The 20,731-nt window shown below is 61.4% G+C and carries 15 protein-coding genes; 13 read left to right on the plus strand and 2 right to left on the minus strand.

Going from position 1 to position 20,731, the window contains the following annotated elements; all coding sequences use genetic code 11:
- Window positions 1-7 precede the first annotated feature (7 nt).
- Window positions 8-8,206 carry a GH36-type glycosyl hydrolase domain-containing protein gene (locus BLW36_RS02415; RefSeq protein ID WP_170833091.1) on the plus strand — a complete coding sequence of 2,733 codons (8,199 nt, stop codon included), beginning with the start codon at window positions 8-10 and terminating at the stop codon, window positions 8,204-8,206.
- Between the two features lie 57 nt (window positions 8,207-8,263).
- Here BLW36_RS02415 and BLW36_RS02420 read toward each other — a convergent pair whose 3' ends face one another.
- Window positions 8,264-8,812: a GNAT family N-acetyltransferase gene (locus BLW36_RS02420; protein WP_170833092.1), complete on the minus strand. Its 549-nt coding sequence runs from the start codon at window positions 8,810-8,812 to the stop codon at window positions 8,264-8,266.
- A gap of 132 nt (window positions 8,813-8,944) precedes the next feature.
- Between BLW36_RS02420 and BLW36_RS02425 the strand changes: the two genes are divergently transcribed.
- The 12 genes from BLW36_RS02425 (at window position 8,945) to BLW36_RS02480 (ending at window position 20,193) form a co-directional block, all read left to right on the plus strand.
- Window positions 8,945-10,066 carry a 4Fe-4S dicluster domain-containing protein gene (locus BLW36_RS02425; RefSeq protein WP_244506102.1) on the plus strand — a complete coding sequence of 374 codons (1,122 nt, stop codon included), beginning with the start codon at window positions 8,945-8,947 and terminating at the stop codon, window positions 10,064-10,066.
- Window positions 10,063-10,545 carry a cyclic nucleotide-binding domain-containing protein gene (locus BLW36_RS02430; protein ID WP_091384778.1) on the plus strand — a complete coding sequence of 161 codons (483 nt, stop codon included), beginning with the start codon at window positions 10,063-10,065 and terminating at the stop codon, window positions 10,543-10,545. The genes BLW36_RS02425 and BLW36_RS02430 overlap by 4 nt, the downstream gene beginning before the upstream one ends.
- Window positions 10,545-11,351, plus strand: coding sequence for an FAD/NAD(P)-binding protein (locus BLW36_RS02435; protein ID WP_091384782.1), 807 nt, complete (start codon window positions 10,545-10,547; stop codon window positions 11,349-11,351). The genes BLW36_RS02430 and BLW36_RS02435 overlap by 1 nt, the downstream gene beginning before the upstream one ends.
- Before the next feature lie 42 nt (window positions 11,352-11,393).
- Entirely contained in the window at window positions 11,394-12,194 is an 801-nt protein-coding gene (locus BLW36_RS02440; RefSeq protein WP_091384786.1) for an NADH-quinone oxidoreductase subunit B family protein, read from the plus strand.
- Complete coding sequence (locus BLW36_RS02445) at window positions 12,181-13,500, plus strand: Ni/Fe hydrogenase subunit alpha (RefSeq protein WP_091384788.1); 1,320 nt, start codon at window positions 12,181-12,183, stop codon at window positions 13,498-13,500. The genes BLW36_RS02440 and BLW36_RS02445 overlap by 14 nt, the downstream gene beginning before the upstream one ends.
- On the plus strand, window positions 13,500-13,982 hold the full coding sequence (locus tag BLW36_RS02450; RefSeq protein ID WP_170833093.1) for a hydrogenase maturation protease: 483 nt from the start codon (window positions 13,500-13,502) through the stop codon (window positions 13,980-13,982). The genes BLW36_RS02445 and BLW36_RS02450 overlap by 1 nt, the downstream gene beginning before the upstream one ends.
- Window positions 13,964-14,236 carry a hydrogenase/urease maturation nickel metallochaperone HypA gene (locus BLW36_RS02455; RefSeq protein WP_091384792.1) on the plus strand — a complete coding sequence of 91 codons (273 nt, stop codon included), beginning with the start codon at window positions 13,964-13,966 and terminating at the stop codon, window positions 14,234-14,236. Before BLW36_RS02450 ends, BLW36_RS02455 begins: the two co-directional genes overlap by 19 nt.
- The gene (hypF, locus tag BLW36_RS02460) at window positions 14,226-16,550 is read left to right on the plus strand and encodes a carbamoyltransferase HypF (RefSeq protein WP_091384794.1); all 2,325 of its coding nucleotides are present in this window, start codon (window positions 14,226-14,228) and stop codon (window positions 16,548-16,550) included. The genes BLW36_RS02455 and hypF overlap by 11 nt, the downstream gene beginning before the upstream one ends.
- Window positions 16,541-16,783 (plus strand): HypC/HybG/HupF family hydrogenase formation chaperone, encoded by a 243-nt coding sequence (locus BLW36_RS02465; protein ID WP_091384796.1) that lies wholly within the window; start codon window positions 16,541-16,543, stop codon window positions 16,781-16,783. Before hypF ends, BLW36_RS02465 begins: the two co-directional genes overlap by 10 nt.
- 9 nt (window positions 16,784-16,792) lie before the next feature.
- The gene (hypD, locus tag BLW36_RS02470; RefSeq protein WP_091384799.1) at window positions 16,793-17,896 is read left to right on the plus strand and encodes a hydrogenase formation protein HypD; all 1,104 of its coding nucleotides are present in this window, start codon (window positions 16,793-16,795) and stop codon (window positions 17,894-17,896) included.
- Window positions 17,886-18,923, plus strand: coding sequence for a hydrogenase expression/formation protein HypE (gene hypE / locus BLW36_RS02475; RefSeq protein WP_091384802.1), 1,038 nt, complete (start codon window positions 17,886-17,888; stop codon window positions 18,921-18,923). The genes hypD and hypE overlap by 11 nt, the downstream gene beginning before the upstream one ends.
- Window positions 18,924-19,017: 94 nt before the next feature.
- A complete protein-coding gene (locus tag BLW36_RS02480) occupies window positions 19,018-20,193 on the plus strand; it encodes a thiolase family protein (protein ID WP_091384804.1) in 1,176 nt (391 codons plus the stop codon).
- A 71-nt stretch (window positions 20,194-20,264) separates the two neighbouring features.
- Here BLW36_RS02480 and BLW36_RS02485 read toward each other — a convergent pair whose 3' ends face one another.
- On the minus strand, window positions 20,265-20,594 hold the full coding sequence (locus BLW36_RS02485) for a hypothetical protein (protein ID WP_091384807.1): 330 nt from the start codon (window positions 20,592-20,594) through the stop codon (window positions 20,265-20,267).
- Window positions 20,595-20,731 lie beyond the last annotated feature (137 nt).

A 20,731-nucleotide genomic window follows, 5' to 3' on the forward strand; every position in this document is an offset into this window, starting at 1 on the left:
GTCTGACATGGCGCAACCCCTGGATATAGGGTTGGTGTCCGAACTCGTCGACCGTTACCAAAGTGAGGTCGTATTGACCACCGGTGAACTGTGGGCGCTTCCGGCATTTTTACGCCTTGGCCTGCTCGATCAACTGGTGGATTCCGCCAAGGACATATTGGCGACGGAACAGGAGCCGGCCAGCGACGAAGAGTCCAACGCCGGCGATGTGGGAATCGCCAGTGCCATTATCAGCCTGCGCGAACTGCGTTCCCACGATTGGCGCGATTTTGTTGAGGCGCTCAGTCGCGTCGAGGACACGCTGCGGCAAGATCCGGCGGACGCTTACGACAAGATGGATTTTGACTCCCGCAATACCTATCGCGATGTGATCGAGGAGGTGGCGCGGAGTAGCGGCAAAACCGAAATCGACGTAGCCCGGCGAGCCGTGGAACTGGCCTCTGCGCACACCTCTGGAGACCGGCGCCGACATGTCGGTTACTACCTGGTAGAGGAGGGCCGTCAACAACTGGAAGCGGCGCTCGAGTGTGAGCCGACGCTCAGGAGTCGCCTGTACCGGGCCATATCTGATAGGGCGGCTACCGTCTATTTTTGTGTATTGGCACTGTTTTCCGTTCCATTCGTCGCCGCACTCGGAATCTACCTTCTGGCGAGTGGTATGCCGCTGTTTCAGACCCTGTTGGTCTTGATGCTGGTCACGGTGCCGCTACTCGGTATGGCCCTGGCATTCGTCAACGGACTGATCACTCACACGCTGCCGCCGCGGAAACTCGCCAAACTGGACTACGAACTCGGCGTACCGGATGACTGTCGCACGGCGGTGGTGATGCCAGTGCTGCTGACGGACTTCGATGACCTGCAGCACAACCTCGAATGCCTGCAAATCAATTTCCTCAATAATGACGACCCCAACCTGGTGTTCGCCATCCTGAGTGATTTCGCCGACACTGCCACGAAAGACGAGACAGGTGACGCGCAGCTTCTTGCGGCCGCCGAGGAGCAACTGCGCCTTCTGAATCAGCGCTACCTCGACAGCGAGGGCCGGACGCCGTTTCTTTTGCTGCACCGCAAGCGATGCTGGAATGCGAAAGAACGCTGCTGGATGGGCTGGGAGCGCAAGCGCGGCAAGTTGATCGAGTTCAACCGTCTGCTGCGGGGAGAGGAGACGAACTTCCGCACCTGTTTCGGCGATCGTGCACAGCTGAACGATATCCGCTATGTGATTACCCTGGATGCGGATACGCACATGCCGCCGGGGAGTGCGCGGCGTCTCGTTGGAGCCCTGGCACACCCGTTGAATCAGGCGTTGGTAGACAGTGGGCAGCGCAGAGTGGTGGCCGGCTTTGGATTCTTGCAGCCGCGTCTGGAAACCGATCCGACCAGCTCCGCCGATACGGTCTTTACCGATATCTTTTCCGGCGATCGAACCGTGGATATCTATACCCATGCGGTTTCCGATGCCTACCAGGATCTATTCGGCGAAGCCATATTCACCGGAAAGGGCATTTACGATCCGAGGGTTTTCAGCGAGACGCTGGCGGGAAGCCTGCCGGAGAATGCCGTGCTCAGCCACGATCTACTGGAAGGCGCTATTGGCGGCACGGCGCTGATATCGGACAGTGTTTTTTACGAGGAGTATCCGCCCAACATCTTTGCGCTACTGCGCCGCTCCCACCGCTGGATACGGGGTGACTGGCAGCTGCTGCCCTGGCTGCGCCGCGAAGTGCCAACGGCCTCGGGCGATAAGGTGCCGAATCCGCTGCCGCCCATCCACCGCTGGAAAATCATCGACAACCTGCGCCGCAGCCTCGAGACCCCCAGTCTGCTGGCTTTGTTCCTGCTGGCGTGGAGTGGCTGGCTGCCGGGGAGCCCATGGCTGTGGACGCTTGGCCTGCTGGGGCTGGCTGCGACACCGATCTGGGTGGAGCTGTTATCGCTTCTTTGGCGGACGATAGCCAAGCCGCTATATGTTCACCGACATTTGCTTGGCAGTCCCGTCCTGCTTCAGCAGCGCCTTGTGCACTGGGGACTCTCGCTGGCGCTGCTGCCCAGCTATGCGTTCAATGCACTGGACGCAATAGTGCGCACGCTCTACCGGCTCGGCATTTCCCGCCGGCGCCTGCTGGAGTGGACCTCGGCGGCCCATGTGAATCGCCTGGTGGGCAACAGTGCAACAGCAAACGCCACTTGGCGACAACTGTGGATTTGCGCCGCCTTCGCGCTGGCTGTTGTGGTGCTGTTGCTCTTGTGGGCACCCGTCAATCTGCTCGCCGCCGCGCCCCTGTTGCTGGCCTGGCTGTTCGCGCCGCAGCTGATCTACCGCATCGATCGGCCCCACCGCGTCAAAGAGCCGCTAATCAGTGACGCCGACCGCCGTGAACTTCGCCTGGTGAGCCGGCGCACGTGGCATTTCTTCGAGCAGTTTATGGGCCCCGACGATCACTGGTTGCCACCGGACAATTACCAGGAGGAACCGCTTGCGGTACTGGCGCGGCGGACTTCGCCGACCAATATCGGCCTCGGCCTGCTGAGTGTCCTGAGTGCCTATGACTTTGGCTATCTGGATCTCTCACAGCTGTTGGCGCGACTGGGCAACAGCTTTGACCGCATGGGAGGTCTCGAACGCTACCGCGGCCATTTCCTGAACTGGTACGAAACGCGGGAACTGCGCCCCCTGCAACCGCGTTACGTGTCCGCGGTGGATAGCGGCAACCTGGCGGCGAGCCTGCTGACCGTGGCCCAGGGACTGGAGGAGTTGCTGCTGCGGCCGTTTGACGGCCGCCAACTCGTACTGGGCATTGCGGATACGCTCGGCGTCGTCGAGGAGACGCTCATGCCGGATGAGAGCGCCGACACCGCGGCCGCGGTGCAGGCGGTGATCGGTGACATTCGCGAGCTGCGCGAAGGCCTGGAACAGCGGGCCGGTGATCGACACTGGTGGCGAACCATCGACGACATCTACGAGCGGGAGGTGCCCGCACTACAAGAACGCGTGATCGCAGTGATCGAGAGTGACGATCGAAATTTCAGTGCCGAGGCGTTGTCGCGACTGCGCCAGTGGCTCGACGAATTACATCACCAGGCGGTCGGTGCGCGACGTTATCAGGAGACATTCGAACCCTGGCAGCGGCTGGTCGAATCGCCACCAGAGCTGTATAGCCAGCCGGGGGCAGCGCAGGGCGACGTGTCGCTGCAGGCGAAATTCCGCGCCTTGTCTGATTTGCTCAGTGGCCCCGTGTCGATGGCCAGTCTACCGGCGGTCCGCGTCGACGCACTGAAGATTATCGATGCACTCGACAGTGCGCTCGGCAATATCGCAGAAGAAAAAACTGAGCAAGCCGCAGCGTGGAACAAAAGGCTGCGTGCAGTGCTGCAGACGGCGGCGGACAACACCAATATCTATTGTGCCGAGCTTTACAGCCTGGTCGACCGGGCGCGCGGCTGGGTGGCGGAGATGGATTTTGCCTTTCTCTACGATAGCGAGCGCCACCTGTTTCACATCGGCTACAACGTCACCGATGCCAGGCTGGATGCGAACTACTACGACCTGCTGGCTTCGGAGTCGCGCCTCACCGGATTCGTCGCCATTGCCAAAGGCGACGTGCCGGCGCGGCACTGGCGGCACCTGGAGCGGCCATTCCGGCGGCTGCATCGCAAGGTGGTGCTGATGTCCTGGAGTGCCACCCTATTTGAATACCTGATGCCGCGCCTGCTGATGGAAACGCCGGACAGGAGCCTACTGTGGCGTGCGTGCCGCAATGCGATTGACGCGCACCGCCAGTTTACCGGGCGCCTCGGATTGCCCTGGGGTATTTCCGAGTCGGGCTACTACGAACTGGACAGCCATCTGCACTACCAGTACCACGCCTTCGGTGTGCCGGGCATCGGTTTCCGCCGCGACCTCGGCGAACGCATCGTGGTATCGCCATATTCGTCGATGATGGCGTTGCCGTTTGGTGCCGACGAGGTGATGGACAATCTGCGTGTACTGCGGGCCCACGGCGGCAGCGGACAATACGGCCTATACGAAGCGATTGACTTCGGCCGCACCGCCAAGCCGGCGCCGCGACGCGCACGCGTCGTTCGCTCCTACATGAGTCACCATCAGGGCATGATCATGCTGGCCCTGAACAACTTTTTTCACGATGACATCATGCTGCGCCGCTTCCACGGAGACGTGCGCATCGCCGGGCTTACCGCGCTGTTGCACGAGCGCATACCCACTGCACCACCGGCGCCGCGCCCCTGGAAGCGCCCCGGCGTCATGCGCAGCTTTCACCCGGAGGTGCCACTGGAGAGTTGGTGGGCATCACCCCAACGCCCCTATGCTCAGTACAACCTGCTTTCCAACGGTCACTTCACGGTGGTCCAGTCGGCGGATGGCGGTGGCGGCAGCTACTGGCACAATATCGCCGTTACGCGCTGGCAGCCGGACCCGACCCGCCATCAGTGGGGGCAGTGGTGTTATGTGCGCGATCTCGATAACAGTCATCTCTTTTCCGTGGGCCTCGCCCCCTGTGGCGATGATGACGGTGACTGCTCTGCACATTTTTCTCCGCAGCGCATCGAGTTTCAGCGTCGAGAGGCCGAGCTTTTTTGCCGCCTGCAGGTGGCGTTGAGCTCCCAGCACGACATCGAAGTACGCCGGCTGATCATTAAAAACGAGAGCGATCGCGCTCGCCGTTTGTTGCTGGCGGACTATGCCGAAGTGGTGCTGGCGCCGGAAAAAGAAGACCAGCGTCACCCGGCCTTCGCCAAGCTGTTTGTCGAGAGCCAGTATCTCCCGCAAGAGCGGACGATGCTCTACCGGCGCCGGCCGCGCAGCAGTGCGGAGAAACCGATCTACCTGGCCCACTGCGTATTGCTGGCGTCGAACGTCAAGCATCGGCTCGCGTGGGAGACGGACCGTCAGCGTTTTCTCGGCCGCGGTGGTTCCGCCGCACACCCGCAAGCGGTGGTCGCCGGACTCGACGGCTTCACCGGCACCACCGGCCCTGTACTGGACGCCGTGATCGCTGCAGGCCTGGAGGTGCTGGTACCCGCGCAGGCGGAGATAGAGGTGATATACCTCACCGGAGTAAGCAAGTCGCGGCGGGAACTGCTGTCGGTATTGCATTCGTACCGCTCACAACCCAAAGCGCGCTGGATCTTTGATCTCGCGCGTATGCAGTCGGAACAGGAGCTGCGCCACCTGCAGATCGCCGCCAGTGAGATGCCGTGGATGATGGACCTGCTGTCGGCGGTGCTGGCGCCGGGCGGCGGCCTGCGCGCACCGTCCCAGGTGCTCAGTCACAGCGATCATATCCAGCCGTGCCTGTGGAGCCGCGGTATATCCGGTGACAACCCGATCCTGCTGGTACAGATCCGCAATGAGCAGGATATCGGCTTTGCCGAATCGATCATCCAGGCGCATACCTATTGGTGTGGCCGCGGTATCGGCGTCGACCTGGTACTCATCGACGAGGAGTCCGCTGGCTACGCCCAGCAGACGCGCGATCGGTTGCAGCAATTAATTATCGATATCCGCGGACGCACAATGCGCAAACTCAACGGCTCGGTGGTGGTAGTGCCGGGAATGGAGCTGCCAGCCGCGGAGCGGGTGCGCTTGCTGGCCGCCGCCAGGGCGCTGCTGGATTCGGGCGCCGGGTCGGTAGCCGCGCAGCTGGAGGCCGCCAGCGTGAAATTGCAGGCACAACTGCAGCCGCTGCCGCCGTTTGTCCCCGTGCACTCAGCCGATTACGCCCCCGAGCCAACGCCGGTGCTGGAGCGTCCCGACGACCTGGAGTTCGACAATGGCATCGGTGGCTTCAGCGCAGACGGGCGTGAGTATGTCCTGCACCTCAAGGCGGGCCAGCGCCCGCCGGCACCCTGGGTCAATGTGATTGCGAATCCGGACTTCGGCTGCCTGGTATCGGAGAGCGGCTCCTGCTGTACCTGGAGTGGCAACAGCGGCGAGCACCGGCTGACCCCATGGAACAACGATCCGGTCCGCGATCCCAGCGGCGAGGCCCTGTACCTGCGCGACGAGGAGACCGCCGAAGTCTGGTCACCAACGCCGGCGCCGCGGCCCGCCAACGCCGATTACCAGGTGTGTCACGGCGCCGGCTTCAGTGAATACCGCCACCACAGTCACGGCCTGAAGCAGGCCTGGCGGATATTCGTCGACCGCACGGCGCCGGTCAAAATAGGGCGCCTGACACTGACCAACTGCTGGCGACGGCCGCGGCGCCTGACCGTTACCTACTATCTGGAATGGGTGCAGGGCCTGACCCGCGCCAATAGCTGGCCGCATCTGGTCAGTGAATTTGTCGCCGACAGTCACGCGCTGCTGGCCCGCAACGCCTTCGTGCCCGATGCCGAACCCGGTGTGGGATTCCTGACCGCGAGCCTGCCGCCCCACGGATTGACGACAGACCGGCACGAATTCCTGGGCACCGGCGGAGATCTGGCGGCACCCGAGGCCATGTCCCGTATCGGTCTGTCGGGGCGGGTGCAGTGCGGCGGCGACCCCTGCGCCGCCTACCAGGTACATGTGGATCTCGCCCCCGGGGACACCCAGCAGGTTTATTTCGTGCTCGGCGAAGGCGCGGATCGCGCTGAAGCGCTGTCACTGGCGTCGGAGTTCCGACAGCCGGACAGGGCAGAGCGGGCGCGGACTGAGTTCGAACAGTTCTGGGAGGACTTCCTCGGCAGTGTGCAGATTCGGGTGCCCGACCGCGCCACCGAGTTGCTGGTCAATCGCTGGCTGCCATACCAGACCCTGGCCTGCCGACTGTGGGGGCGCAGTGGCTATTACCAGTCGAGCGGTGCGTTCGGGTTCCGCGACCAGCTGCAGGATGTGCAGGCGTTGTTGTGGACCCACCCGGAGTGGACCCGTGGACATATCCTGCGCGCCGCGTCGCGACAGTTTCAGGACGGCGATGTCCTGCACTGGTGGCATGAAAAGCCGCTGCGTGGCGTGCGCACCCGCTGTTCCGACGACCTGCTGTGGCTGCCGTTCGTCACCACACAGTACATCCGCACCACCGGCAACTACGACATATTGCACCAGTCGATTTCCTATCTGCAGGGCCCACCGCTGGAAAAGGACGAGAATGAGCGTTACGCCGAGTATGCAACCAGCGATGAGTCGGGCTCGCTCTACGAACACTGCTGTCGTGCCATAGAGCGGGCCGGTGCCGTCGGTCCCCATGGGCTGCCGGTAATCGGCAATGGCGACTGGAATGACGGCTTCAACCGCATCAGCACCACCGGCCGCGGTGAGAGTGTATGGATGGGCTGGTTTCTGCTGCGGGTCTGCCGCGATATGGCGCCCCTCTGCGAATACATCGGCGATACCGCATTGGCCGAACATTACCGCCAGCTCGGCAATAACCTGCACCAGCAGGTGGAGGAGAGTGGCTGGGATGGTGCCTGGTATCGGCGGGCCTACTATGACGACGGTACGCCGGTGGGGTCGGCACAGAGTGACGAGTGCAAAATCGATCTGATTGCGCAGGCCTGGTCCGTGCTGGCTCCAGCCGAACCCGCGGCGCGCGCCAGTGAAGCAATGGATTCCGCCTACCGCTACCTGGTGCAAGAGGATGCACGGCAGATATTGCTGCTAACGCCGGCGTTCGATCGCACCAAGAAGGACCCGGGTTATATCAAGGGCTACCCGCCGGGTATTCGCGAAAACGGTGGCCAGTATACCCACGCCGCCACCTGGGCGGTCTGGGCGGCGGCCGGTCTCGGCCACAGCGAGCGCGCCCACCACCTGTTCAGTCTGCTGAATCCGATCACCCATACGTCCGATGCGGCCGGAGTGCAGCGCTATCGCACCGAGCCCTATGTGCTCGCCGGCGACGTCTACGGGGTTCCGCCCCATGTGGGGCGCGGCGGCTGGACCTGGTATTCGGGCGCCTCCGGCTGGCTTTACCGCGGTGCACTGGAAGCGCTGCTCGGCGCGCGTATCTGCGACGGTACCAGCCTGGAGATAAAACCCTGCCTGCCAACTAACTGGAAACAGTTCCAGCTGTCATTGTGTTTTGGCAGCAGTCGCTACGAGATCGACGTGCAAAACTGCGGCGGTTGTCCAAGGGAGGTTAGGGAGATCACCATAGATGGCGTTCACGCTACTGGCGAGCGTATCCCGCTCGCGGATGATGGTGAAGAACATCGCGTTAGAGTCATTTTTGTTCCGGTTTCGGCCACCACCGAGCAATGAGCCGTCGACTGCGATTCTGCGAGTCAAAGCAAAATCTACCGCCTATGGAACAGGACGCTATACGGCAGTCAGATCGAAGCTGTAGATAACCTGGGTCGGGTCTTTCGGATCGCTGTGACATTCCCAGCCGAACTTCCGCGCAATCTCATTCAGCTTGTGGTTGTCCGCCGCATCCGTGGAGTAGAGTCGCTGGATACCGCGGGCGCGCGCCGATTCTATAAGTCGACTCACCAAAAGCATGCCGAGCCCATGTTTCTGCCAGTCATCGCCGACCACCACCGCACATTCCGCGGCCTTGCCATCCGCATCCTGGGCATAGCGACACTGGCCGATTTCCTGTTCTCCGTTATCCCCCTGAATGACGGCGATAAAGGCCTCCCGCTGGTCGTGATCGATATCGGTCAGCTGTTCCAGTAATTTCTGTGTCGGCTTGCCGATACCGCCGTGAAAGCGAAAGCGCCGGGAATCCGGCGAAAGGTTGCTGAGAAATTCCCGTTCGAGCTCTATATCCTCCCTGCTCATTGGGCGGATGGTCACTACCTGGCCGCCTTGCAATTTTTCCGTGACGGCAGTCGATAGCGCTTTCTGGGGTTGCTCACCGGACATTGTCATCTGTCTCCTCTCAAGCCATTCCGCAGGTCTCTACAATCTGTCTCAATAATAGATCTCTAAATTTGTTCCCGGCCATTTAAATGAAAGTATTTCAGTGCTGCATTGACCGGGATGGGGCCTTGCAAGATGCAATATTCTGTTCTGCTGGCAACGGATCTGGATCGGCTGATTCAGGCACTACGCGCGGAAGGGTACCAGGTCATGGGACCGACACTGCGCGATCAGGCGATTATTTACGACGAGATCCACAGCGTCGCAGAGCTTCCCAAGGGCTGGGGCGACGAGCAGGAAAAGGCACATTACCGGCTGAAGCAGCGCGAGGACGGCGCCTATTTTGGCTATGCGGCCGGCCCCCACTCGTGGAAAAAGTTTTTACAGCGCCCCCGCCGACCGGTATGGCGGGCGCAGAAGAGCGAAGATTCACTGCAGATCGTCGCCGCCGTGGAGACCGTCCCAGCCATGGCGTTTCTCGGTGTGCGCAGCTGTGAATTGCACGCCATTGCCACGCAAGATCGCGTCTTCACTGGCGACCAGTACCGCAACGACAGCTATAGCGAGCGAAGGGCAAAGCTGTTTATCGTGGCCGTGAACTGCACCACGGCGGCGGCGACCTGCTTCTGTACCTCGATGCATACCGGCCCCCAGGTCACACTCCCCTGTGATCTCGAAATGACCGAGGTGATTGACGACGCAGAGCACTTCTTTCTGCTGCGCAGTGGTTCTGCGGGCGGAGAAAGAATCCTGCAGCAGTTGCCGCTGCATGCGGCTGCACAGCGACATCACGTGCTGGCGCAGAGTGCTGTCAGTAATGCAGTTCGCCAAATGGAGCAGGGGCCGAGGAATTTTGACAGTTCCGATCTACAAGCGCTGCTGTACCGCAATTACGACAGCGTGAGCTGGGATCAGGTGGCGGATCGCTGCCTCTCCTGTGCCAATTGCACCATGGCCTGTCCGACCTGTTTCTGTTCGACCGTGGAGGACACCACCGATCTCTCCGGCGACCATGCGGAGCGCTGGGAGCGCTGGGATTCCTGTTTTACCGGTGACTTCAGCTATATCAGCGGCGGTGCCGTGCGCGCGGATACCCGCTCCCGCTACCGCCAGTGGATGACGCACAAATTGGCGACCTGGTACGACCAGTTCGGCTCATCGGGCTGTGTCGGCTGTGGGCGCTGTATTGCCTGGTGTCCGGTGGGGATCGATATCACCGAGGAGGTACAGAGTATTCGGGAGGCCGAAAAAAGGTGAAAAGTATCGAACAGCTGTTACAACAGCACCCGTTTTTTCACGGCTTGCCCGCCACAGATAGGCAACTGATCAGCGGCTGTGGCGAAAATTGTGTGTACAGCTCCGGCGAATATATTGCGCGAGAAAATACCCCGGCCGATTTCTTCTTCGTGATACGCGAGGGGCGGGTCGCGGTGGAGACCTATATGCCCAGTCACGGTGCCCTTTGCCTGCAGACACTGCACGACGGCGATATCTTCGGCTGGTCCTGGCTGTTTCCTCCCTACCGCTGGACATTCGATGCGCGCGCGCTGGAAAAAGTCCGCGCAATACGCCTGGACGGCAAGTGCCTGCGCCAGAAATGCGAGGAGGATCCGCGGCTCGGTTTCGAACTGATGAAACGCTTCGCCAAGATTGTGGCCGAGCGGCTGCAGGCGACGCGGTTGCAACTGCTGGACGTCTATAGCACTGAGCGTCCACCGCCGGCCGAAGTCCGCTAATGGTCCCGGATATCTATCGGATTGCCAGCCGCACGGAGGAGTTTCCGGGTACCTGCACGCTGGGGATCACGCCGCATTCCGGTGGCCGCGCGGGCAACTTCAGCGCCGGCCAGTTCAATATGCTGTATGCCTTTGGCGCCGGTGAAGTGGCCATTTCGATGAGCGGTTCGGCACAGGACGGCACATATATCCACACGATCCGCAGCCAGGGGCTTGCGACCCAGGCACTGCACCGCCTGCGAGAGGGCGAGTTCCTCGGTGTCCGCGGCCCCTTCGGCAGTGGCTGGCCAATGGAGCAGGTGGCCGGCAGGCACTTGCTGATCGTTGCCGGCGGCCTGGGCATGGCGCCTCTGCGACCGGTGATCTATTCGCTGCTCGAGGGAAAAACGCAACCTTCCTCAGCGCAACTTTTTTACGGCGCCCGGCGCCCGCAGGAAATGTTGTACACCGGCGAACTGCAACGCTGGCAGCAGGCACTGAAGGTGGTCACCACCGTGGATCACGCAGAGACCGAGTGGCCCGGGCAGATTGGTGTCATTACCAAGCCGCTCGGTGCAGCGACTTTGGACGCCGAGAATACGGTGGTATTTCTCTGTGGCCCCGAGGTGATGATGCGCTTTTGTATCCAGGTGCTGCTTGGCAAGGGGGTTTCGGCCGACGCCATCTATCTGTCGATGGAACGCAACATGAAGTGTGCCATAGGACACTGCGGTCACTGCCAGTGGGGACCGAACTTCATCTGCAAAGACGGCCCAGTTTTCCGTTACGGCGATATCCGCGCCTGGTTCGATATTCGCGCGCTGTGACAACCATGCTGGACGCAAAGGCAACTTCCATAGGACACCGCATTGAGTAACACGCAGGGCAAACCGAAACTGGCGGTCTGGAAATTCGCGTCCTGCGACGGCTGCCAGCTCAGCCTGCTCGACTGTGAGGACGAATTGCTGCAACTGGCGGACTCCATCGATATCGCCTATTTCATGGAAGCCAGCAGCCGCCAGGTCGAAGGTCCCTACGACCTGTCACTGGTGGAGGGATCCATCACTACCGCAGACGACGAGCGTCGCATCCGTGCGGTGCGCGATCAGTCACGAGCCCTGGTTACGATCGGCGCCTGTGCGACCGCCGGCGGTATCCAGGCACTGCGCAACTTTGCCGATGTCGAGGAGTTTACCGCGGTCGTCTACGCGCACCCGGAATATATCGCGACACTGAAAACCTCGACGGCGATCAGTGCCCATGTACCGGTGGATTTTGAACTGCAGGGCTGCCCGGTCAACAAGAGGCAGTTGCTCGAGGTGATCAGTGCTTTCCTGCACCGCAGGCCACCGCAGGTGCCGCCGCACTCGGTGTGCATCGAATGCAAACTGAGAGGCAACGTGTGCGTCTGGGTTGCCCACGGCACACCCTGCCTGGGTCCGGTCACGCACGCCGGCTGCGGCGCTATTTGCCCGAGTTACAACCGCGGTTGTTATGGCTGCTATGGCCCCAAGGAGAATCCGAACACTGCGTCCCTGTGCCACTGGTGGCGCGAGGAGCTGGGCGCGGATCAGGCCACGCTCATCGAAAACCTGCGCAACTTCAACGCCGCGGCGCCGCCATTCGAACGTGAGAGCCGCCGGCAGGAGCAACGGGATGGCGAAGAGTAAGACCATCAAGGTGGATTACCTGGCGCGGGTGGAGGGCGAGGGCGCACTGCATATCCGCTACGACGACAGCGGTGTCCACGACGTAAAACTGAAAATCTTCGAACCACCGCGTTTCTTCGAGGCGTTTATGCGCGGGCGCGATTACCTTGAAGCGCCGGATATCACCGCGCGTATCTGTGGCATCTGCCCGGTGGCGTATCAGATGAGTGCACTGCATGCGATGGAGCATGCGCTTGGCCTGGTGCCCACACCGGAGCTGCGCGCGCTGCGCCGGCTGATTTACTGCGGTGAATGGATAGAGAGCCATGTGCTGCATATCTACATGCTGCATGCGCCGGACTTCCTCGGTTATGACAGTGCGGTCGCCATGGCCAAGGACCATCCGAAAATCGTCCAGGACGGCCTGCAGATCAAGAAAGCCGGCAATGCCCTGGTGCGGTTGCTGGGGGGCAGGGAAGTGCACCCGATCAATGTGCGGGTGGGAGGCTTCTACCGTGTGCCCGGCACGACAGAGCTTGAAACCCTGCGCGAGCAACTGCAACAAGCCCGCGCGCTGGCCGAGGATACAGTGCGCTGGACGGCGTCGCTGCCGTTTCCGCAATTCGAACGGGCGGATGGCGATCAATATGAGTTTGTCGCCTTGTCGCATCCAGACGAATACCCGATGAATGAGGGCCGCATTGTCTCGACACAGGGCCTGAATATCGACGCGCAGGAATACGAGCAATATTTCCGCGAGGAGCATGTCGAATACAGCAACGCGCTGCACAGTGTGCTGGAGCAGCGCGGCGCCTATATGGTCGGGCCCATGGCGCGCTACAACCTGAACTTTGACCGGCTGGCCCCGCGGGTCCAGCGGCTTGCCGAGGAAATCGGCTTTCCGCCGTTCTGCGCCAATCCGTTTCAAAGCATTGTGGTACGCAGTCTAGAGGTGCTGCACGCATTTGATGAGGCACTGCGGATCATTGATGACTATCGCCCGCCGAGTGAACCTTTTGTTAGCGGAACGATACGGGCGGCTACCGGCTGTGCCGCCACCGAGGCACCGCGCGGACTGTTGTATCACCGCTACAGCGTGGACGACGCGGGCAAGATCACGGCGGCCAGGATAGTGCCTCCAACTTCACAAAATCAGAAGACCATCGAAGAGGACCTGCGCCTGATGCTGCCGCAGTTTATGCACCTGCCGGAAGCACGACTGCGCGCGCGCTGCGAACAGGCGATCCGCAATTACGATCCATGTATTTCCTGCTCCACCCACTTTCTGCAATTGCATCTGCAGCGCGGTGCCGGAGCGCTGGGCTGATGCGCTGGATGGTGATTAGCCTGGGCGATCGCTTTCGGGGCGACGACGGCGTCGGCCCGCTGGTCCTTGATGAGTTGCGCCGGCGGTACGGGGAGCATCTGGAAGGCGTCGAAAATCGCGGTGACATGACTCAGCTGTTGGAAGACTGGAGAGATCGTCAGGTTTTTCTCGTGGATGCCGTTGTCGCACAAGATAAGAGCGCCGGCGAAATCCTTCGCCTGGATGGTCTGACAGAGTCGGTGATGCAAAGCGTCTGCACGACATCCAGTCACGGTCTCAACCTTGCCGAGGCGCTCGAACTCGGTCACGCCGTTGGGGCACTGCCCGAGCGGCTGAACATCTACGCGATCTGTGGCGAGAATTTTGCCACCGGCGATGGCCTGTCACCGCAGGTGGCGGCGTCGGCGAGACGCGTGGCGAAGGAAATTGGCGAACATCTGCATGCGCAGACAGGAGGTCCATTTTGCACGAGCAATCCCTGATTAAGGATCTGGTGGAGAAGATTCATCGCATTGCCAGTGGTGAGGACGGGAGACTGGTGGCCGCAAATCTGCGTCTCGGCGCACTGGCCCATATTTCAGCCGATCACCTGCGCGAGCACTTCGAACGTGAGATTGCCGGCACCAGCCTCGAGGGCCTCCGCCTGGATATTGAGGAAGTGCCGGACATTCATCACGCCGAGGCACAGGAGATAGTGCTGGATAGCGTTGAATTCGAATACGGCCATGACCTCTGAGCGGTGGCACATCGCGATCGGCGGACTGGTGCAGGGCGTTGGTTTTCGGCCGTTCGTCTACCGCCTGGCGAAAACCTGCAACCTTTCCGGCTGGGTACTCAATGACAGCCATGGCGTGCAGATTGAAGTGCAGGGTGATCGGCAACAGTTGCGGAATTTTCTGCATAAGCTGCGCAAAGATAAGCCGCCGCTGGCTCGAATCAGTAGCTTGACGACCGAATCCAGGCCGCCGTGCCCAGAGACCAACTTCAGGATTCTAAACAGCGACGGTGATACGCCACCTTCGGCGACAATCCTGCCGGACCTGGCGCCCTGCCCAGACTGCCTGCGGGAAATGTTCGCGCCGGACAACCGGCGCTTTCGCTACCCGTTTACCAGCTGCACCCAGTGCGGTCCGCGATTCAGCATCGCCGAGCGGCTGCCTTACGATCGCGCCAACACGACGATGCGCGACTTTCCGCTGTGCGAAAGTTGCCGCATTGAATATGAGGATCCGCAGAATCGGCGCTTTCATGCCGAACCCAATGCCTGCCCAACATGCGGCCCGCAGCTGCAGCTCTGCGACGCCAATGGTCGTGGAGTGGCCGTGCGCGAAGACGCGCTAAAACAGGCCCGGCAAGCCATAGAGGCGGGGCAGATAGTCGCACTGAAAAGTATCGGCGGTTTCCAGCTGTTAGTGGACGCGAGCAACAGCGATGCCGTGCTGCGACTCCGTGCGCGCAAGCGCCGTCCACTCAAGCCGTTCGCGCTGCTGTACCCGGATGTCGAGAGTGTCGAGCAGGATTGCTCGGTCTCGGATCTGGAAAAGGGGCTACTAGAGGCGCAGGAGCGACCAATCGTATTGCTGGCCGCGCGCGGTCAGGCGCGGCGCCATGTCGCGGCGGCGGTGGCACCGGACAACCCCAACCTGGGTGTGATGTTGCCAAGTTCACCGCTGCATCACCTGCTGATAGCGGGCCTGCAGCGGCCACTGGTGGCGACCAGCGGCAATCTATCCGGTGAGCCGATTTGTTACGACAACGGTGGCGCCATCGAGCGACTGGGAGCTATCGCGGACCTGTTTCTGTTACACGACCGGTCAATCGCGCGGCCGCTGGACGATTCGGTGGTGAGGGAAATGGACGGATCCCCAGTGGTGTTGCGCCGCGCGCGGGGCTACGCGCCGTTGCCAGTCGAGTTGCCGGTGTTGCCGGACACTTTTTCAGCCGGGGATCTGCTGGCGGTGGGTGCGGACCTGAAGAATACCGCGGCCATATCTCGCGGTCGCGCGGTCTACGTCACCCAGCATATCGGCGACCTGCAAAACCGTGTCGCCCGTGAAGTATTTGAACAGGCGGTCGACGATCTCGCCGGCTTCTACCGGAGTGAACCCGCGGCCGTGATCGCTGATCTGCACCCCGCCTATGTGTCCAGCCGCTGGGCCCGCCAGCGAGATCCGCAATATCTCGGCGCGCAGCACCATGTTGCGCATTTCTTTTCCTGTATGGCGGAACATGGCTACCGCGGTCGCGCACTGGGTATCTGCTGGGACGGCACCGGCTGGGGCGCCGATGGCATAGTCCGCGGTGGTGAATTCTTGTGCTGGGACGGGCGCGAACAGGTGCAGCGAATTGCCGGACTGCGCACCTTCCCGCTCCCGGGTGGCGAGGGCGCGATCCGCGAGCCGCGCCGCCAGGCAGCCGGATTGCTGTATGCCGTAATGGGAGAGCGTGCTTTCGCCGGCAAATTTTTACTGGAGCAGTTCAGTGCCGGCGAGCGGCACAACCTCGCCCGCATGTTCGAACGCAAAATCAATTCGCCCCTGTGCAGCAGCGCTGGTCGCCTGTTCGACGGGGTGGCGGCACTGTTGGGACTGGCCAACGCTGTGACTTTCGAGGGCCAGGCCGCGATGGCAGTCGAGTTCGCCGCGCAGCAATCCGCCACGACGCGTAGCTATCCTTTCGCCATCAACCAGCATGACAGCTGCAGGACACTGGACTGGGAACCTCTGGTCGCCGCACTGCTGCAGGATGGAGAGCAGGGCGTGTCCGTTCCGGATCGGGCCAGGGCATTTCACAACACACTGGCGCAGATGATGTGCGCGATGGCCGTGCGCGCCGGAGAGGAGAACATTTTTTTATCCGGTGGCGTTTTCCAAAACCGCGTCCTGACAGAAAGCGCGGCCACATTGCTGCGGCAAGAGGGATTTCGCGTGCACTGCCACTGTGTTGTGCCACCAAACGACGGGGGCATTGCGCTGGGTCAGATTTACTACGCCCGCTGCATGGCCGCGGCGCGGACGCCGGCAGAGGAGGGTAGCAGACAATGTGTTTAGGCATTCCCGGCCGTGTACAAGCAATGCTGAACAGGACACCACTGGAGCGCAGTGCGCTGGTGAACTTTGGCGGTATCTGCAAGGAAGTGAATCTCGCCTATGTGCCCGAGGCCCGCGTCGGTGACTACGTGATTGTCCATGTGGGCTTTGCGATCAGCCGCGTGCACGAGCAGGAGGCGGACCGGATATTTCGGTATCTGGAGCAAATCGGTGAACTCGGGGACCTGGAATAGGACAACAACATGAAGTTCCTGCACGAATACCGTCAACGCGACGCGGCCGAAAAGATCGCGGGTGAGATCGCCAGGCTCGTCACGCGGCCATGGACCATCATGGAAGTGTGTGGCGGACAGACGCATGCGATCGTCAAGTTCGGTCTGCAACAACTGCTGCCGGAACAGATCGAATTGGTGCACGGACCGGGCTGCCCGGTGTGCGTGACCTCGCTGGAGGTTATCGATCAGGCGATCGCCATCGCATCCATACCCGATGTCATTTTCTGTTCCTTCGGCGATATGCTGCGCGTACCCGGCAGCGAGCGGGATCTGCTGGCCGTCAAAGGCGCCGGCGGGGATGTGCGTACGGTTTACTCGCCTCTGCATGCGCTGCAGTTGGCTGAGAAGAATCCAGACAAGGAAGTGGTTTTCTTTGCCATCGGCTTCGAGACTACCGCGCCGGCTAATGCAATGACGGCATTTATGGCCGCAAAAAAGGGCCTGCACAACTTTTCGCTACTGGTTTCCCATTTCCTGGTGCCGCCGGCGATTGAAACCATCTGTTCGGCTGCCGATTCGCGGGTGCAGGGTTTTCTCGCTGCTGGCCACGTGTGCGCGATTATGGGCTACGAACAGTACCTGGCACTGGCCAGGCAACACCGCGTGCCGATTATCGTCACCGGATTTGAGCCGCTGGATATTCTCGAAGGCGTGCTGCTGTGCGTGCGAGAACTGGAACGTGGCGGCTGTGCGGTGCAGAACCAGTATGTCCGTGCGGTGGAGCGCAAGGGCAATATTGCCGCGCAGCAAATGCTCCAAAGGGTATTCGATATTACCGGCCAGACCTGGCGCGGTGTCGGCCATATCGACGCCAGCGGTTTGCGCCTGCGCGCGGAATACAGTCGCTTCGATGCGGCGAGAAAGTTCGCCCCGGTGACACCGATTTTGGCCGGCGACAGCGGCTGTATCAGCGGCCGAATAATGCAGGGGCAGAGCAAGCCGTGCGATTGCCCCCATTTCGGTGGGCGCTGTCGCCCGGAGCAGCCGCTGGGGGCGCCCATGGTGTCCAACGAGGGCGCCTGCGCCGCCTATTATCGCTATCGCAAACGGAGCACTGCCAATGAACACTGAATGTCCCCTACCGGTTGCCGAAGATGAAACTGTGCGCCTCGGTCACGGTAGTGGCGGCGAGCTGACCCAGCGGTTGTTACGGGATTACATCTATCCGCATTTTGACAATCCGTGGATCGCCCAGGGCCACGATAGTGCAACGCTGCCGCTGACAAACGAACAACTGGTATTCAGCACCGATTCCTTTGTCATAACGCCGCTTTTCTTCCCGGGGGGCGATATCGGCGAACTCGCGATCTATGGCACCGTCAACGACCTGGCCATGAGTGGTGCCAGGCCCCGCTACCTGAGCTGCAGCCTGATCCTGGAAGAGGGCCTGTCGATGCAAACCCTCGCCAGGGTGATGTCTTCGATGGGCAAGGCGGCGGCCGCAAGCGGGGTACAGCTGGTGACGGGCGACACCAAAGTGGTGGAAAAGGGCAAGGGCGACGGGCTCTATATCAATACCGCTGGCATAGGGTCGGTGGAGCACGGCCTGTCTATCGGTGCGCACAGCATCCTGCCCGGGGACCTGATCCTGATTTCCGGCGACATTGGTCGCCACGGCATGGCGGTGATGGCGAAGCGTGAAAGCCTGGAGTTCGAAGGGCCGCTGCTCAGTGATTGTGCGCCGCTGCACGAGCCAATACTCGCCTTACTGGATGCCGAAATCAGCGTGCACTGCCTGCGTGACCTGACACGCGGCGGCTTGGCAACGGCGCTGGTTGAACTGGCCGAGACTGGTAGCCAGCAATTTTACGTGCGTGAAGACGACATCGCCATTTGCGAGCCGGTGCTGGGCGCCTGTGAAATGCTCGGCCTCGATCCATTGTATGTCGCGAATGAAGGGCGCTTTGTCGCTTTCGTGCCAGCGCAACAGGCCGAGCGTGCGCTTGCGGTTCTCGCTCAGTTCTCGGTTACGGCAAACAGCCGCGTGATCGGGGCCGTCGCTGACGGCAGGACCCCGCAGGTGATTCTGCAGAATTCGCTCGGTTGCGAACGCCTGCTGGACCGACTTGCCGGCGAGCAGTTACCACGGATCTGTTGACCGGGCTCTGTGCTGTTCGCCGATCGCAGCGGTTCGGCGCCACGCCAGTGACCTATGTTTATTGATATAGCGGTTATGCCACCAGGAGCCAACCATGAAGGATGTCGCCGTTGTCGCTTATTGTCGCACTGCTATCGCCAAGGCCCGCCGCGGCGCTTTCAACCAGACCCACGGCATCCCGATGGCAGCCCATGTATTGAAAGAAGTGGTGCGCCGGGCCGGGGTGGCGACCGACGAAGTCGAGGATGTGGTACTGGGCTGCGGCCTGCCGGAGGGCGCTACCGGGCATAACATCGCGCGCAATGCGGGCCTGTATGCGGGCTTCGGTATGGATATCCCCGGCGTCACGATCAACCGCTACTGCGGCTCGGGGCTGACCGCCGCCTCGATGGTGGCAAACCGTATCGCGACCGGCGAGATAAAGGCCGCGATCGCCGGCGGCGTGGAAAGTATCAGCCTGGTGCAGTTCAACATGAACCTGAATCATTTCATCTACGAGCCGCTACAGCAGCAGATACCCGCGGTCTGGTGGACCATGATCCAGACCGCCGATCATGTGGCGAAAAAATACGGCATCAGCCGCGAGTCGCAGGATGAATATGTGTTGAAGAGCCAGCAGCGGGTCGCCGAGGCCAGCGCGGCGGGCAAGTTCGCCGAAGAAATCGTGCCGTTGGAAACGACCATGTTGGTGAAGGATAAAGAGAGCGGCGACACCAGCGAGCAGCGAGTGGCGCTGGCCGAAGACGAGGGCCCGCGGCCGGATACCACGCTGGAGGGGCTCGCCGGCCTCGAGCCGGTGAATCCGGGCGGCACGGTTACGGCCGGCAATGCGTCCCAGCTCTCGGACGGAGCGGCAGCGGTGCTGATGATGGATGCCGACCTCGCTTCCCAGCGTGGCCTGCCGGTGCTCGGACTGTTCCGCGGCATGCAGCTGGCGGCGGTGCCTCCCGAGGATATGAGTATCGCGATCGCACCGGCGGTAACGAAACTGATGCGGCACCACGGACTCGGCGACAGCCAAATTGATCTGTGGGAGCTGCACGAGGCCTTTGCAGTAACCACGTTGTACAACCAGCGCGAACTGGACACGCCCTGGGAGACCACCAACGTGAACGGTGGCGCCATCGCGCTGGGGCACCCCTACGGTATGTCCGGCGTGCGCTACCTCGGCTCGACATTGCTAGAGCTCGAACGACGCAATGCGCAGCGGGCGATCATCGGTGTCTGTGCGGCGGGCGGCATGGCCACCGCGGCCTATCTGGAGAGATAGGCACAGCGGAGGCCTGCTACGGAACTCTGGGTATCGCGTCGAGCGCGCCGATACTGCAAACGCGACAGCCGTCAGTTGACCGCGCAGGTCTGCTGTAACTCGGCGAAATCCAGGTAATAGGACATGTACTTATGCATCGCCTGGAAGGCCTCGATATTGCCGTCGATTGCCTGCTCGAACTCCGGATGGAACGTGATTATATGCGCCATGCCCAAATGATAATCGCCGTCGGCGTGGCTACGCAGCGTCTCGGCGGCAACGGCCGCCATCCGTTCGGCGTTCGCGGCCGGCGCGCCGTTGTCTATTAACGTTTCACGGAATGTGATTTTGAAGCGGTCAAAGTGCGGTTCTTCGGTGCTGAAAAGTTCTATGGCCTGATAAATTTTTTGTCCTGTGGTCATGGTCATCTCTCCCCCAATACGTCGAGCCGCGCATACTACCGAAAGGGGAGAGACGGCCAAATAGATTCGCCGGTGAACTGCATGAAATTGATGACAATATTTTCGGAGGCAGCGTTATTCGCGCCAGTGGCGCTGTC

The organism is Microbulbifer marinus, assembly GCF_900107725.1.
Classification (GTDB): Bacteria; Pseudomonadota; Gammaproteobacteria; order Pseudomonadales; family Cellvibrionaceae; genus Microbulbifer; species Microbulbifer marinus.

What these genes read in the sequence shown, in the direction of transcription:
- hypD (WP_091384799.1), top strand. Translation starts at nt 16,793, where the DNA reads ATGAAGTTCCTGCACGAATACCGTCAACGCGACGCGGCCGAAAAGATC.
- BLW36_RS02465 (WP_091384796.1), top strand. Translation starts at nt 16,541, where the DNA reads ATGTGTTTAGGCATTCCCGGCCGTGTACAAGCAATGCTGAACAGGACA.
- hypF (WP_091384794.1), top strand. Translation starts at nt 14,226, where the DNA reads ATGACCTCTGAGCGGTGGCACATCGCGATCGGCGGACTGGTGCAGGGC.
- BLW36_RS02435 (WP_091384782.1), top strand. Translation starts at nt 10,545, where the DNA reads ATGGTCCCGGATATCTATCGGATTGCCAGCCGCACGGAGGAGTTTCCG.
- hypE (WP_091384802.1), top strand. Translation starts at nt 17,886, where the DNA reads ATGAACACTGAATGTCCCCTACCGGTTGCCGAAGATGAAACTGTGCGC.
- BLW36_RS02480 (WP_091384804.1), top strand. Translation starts at nt 19,018, where the DNA reads ATGAAGGATGTCGCCGTTGTCGCTTATTGTCGCACTGCTATCGCCAAG.
- BLW36_RS02425 (WP_244506102.1), top strand. Translation starts at nt 8,945, where the DNA reads ATGCAATATTCTGTTCTGCTGGCAACGGATCTGGATCGGCTGATTCAG.
- BLW36_RS02450 (WP_170833093.1), top strand. Translation starts at nt 13,500, where the DNA reads ATGCGCTGGATGGTGATTAGCCTGGGCGATCGCTTTCGGGGCGACGAC.
- BLW36_RS02415 (WP_170833091.1), top strand. Translation starts at nt 8, where the DNA reads ATGGCGCAACCCCTGGATATAGGGTTGGTGTCCGAACTCGTCGACCGT.
- BLW36_RS02445 (WP_091384788.1), top strand. Translation starts at nt 12,181, where the DNA reads ATGGCGAAGAGTAAGACCATCAAGGTGGATTACCTGGCGCGGGTGGAG.
- BLW36_RS02420 (WP_170833092.1), bottom strand. Translation starts at nt 8,812, where the DNA reads ATGTCCGGTGAGCAACCCCAGAAAGCGCTATCGACTGCCGTCACGGAA.
- BLW36_RS02485 (WP_091384807.1), bottom strand. Translation starts at nt 20,594, where the DNA reads ATGACCACAGGACAAAAAATTTATCAGGCCATAGAACTTTTCAGCACC.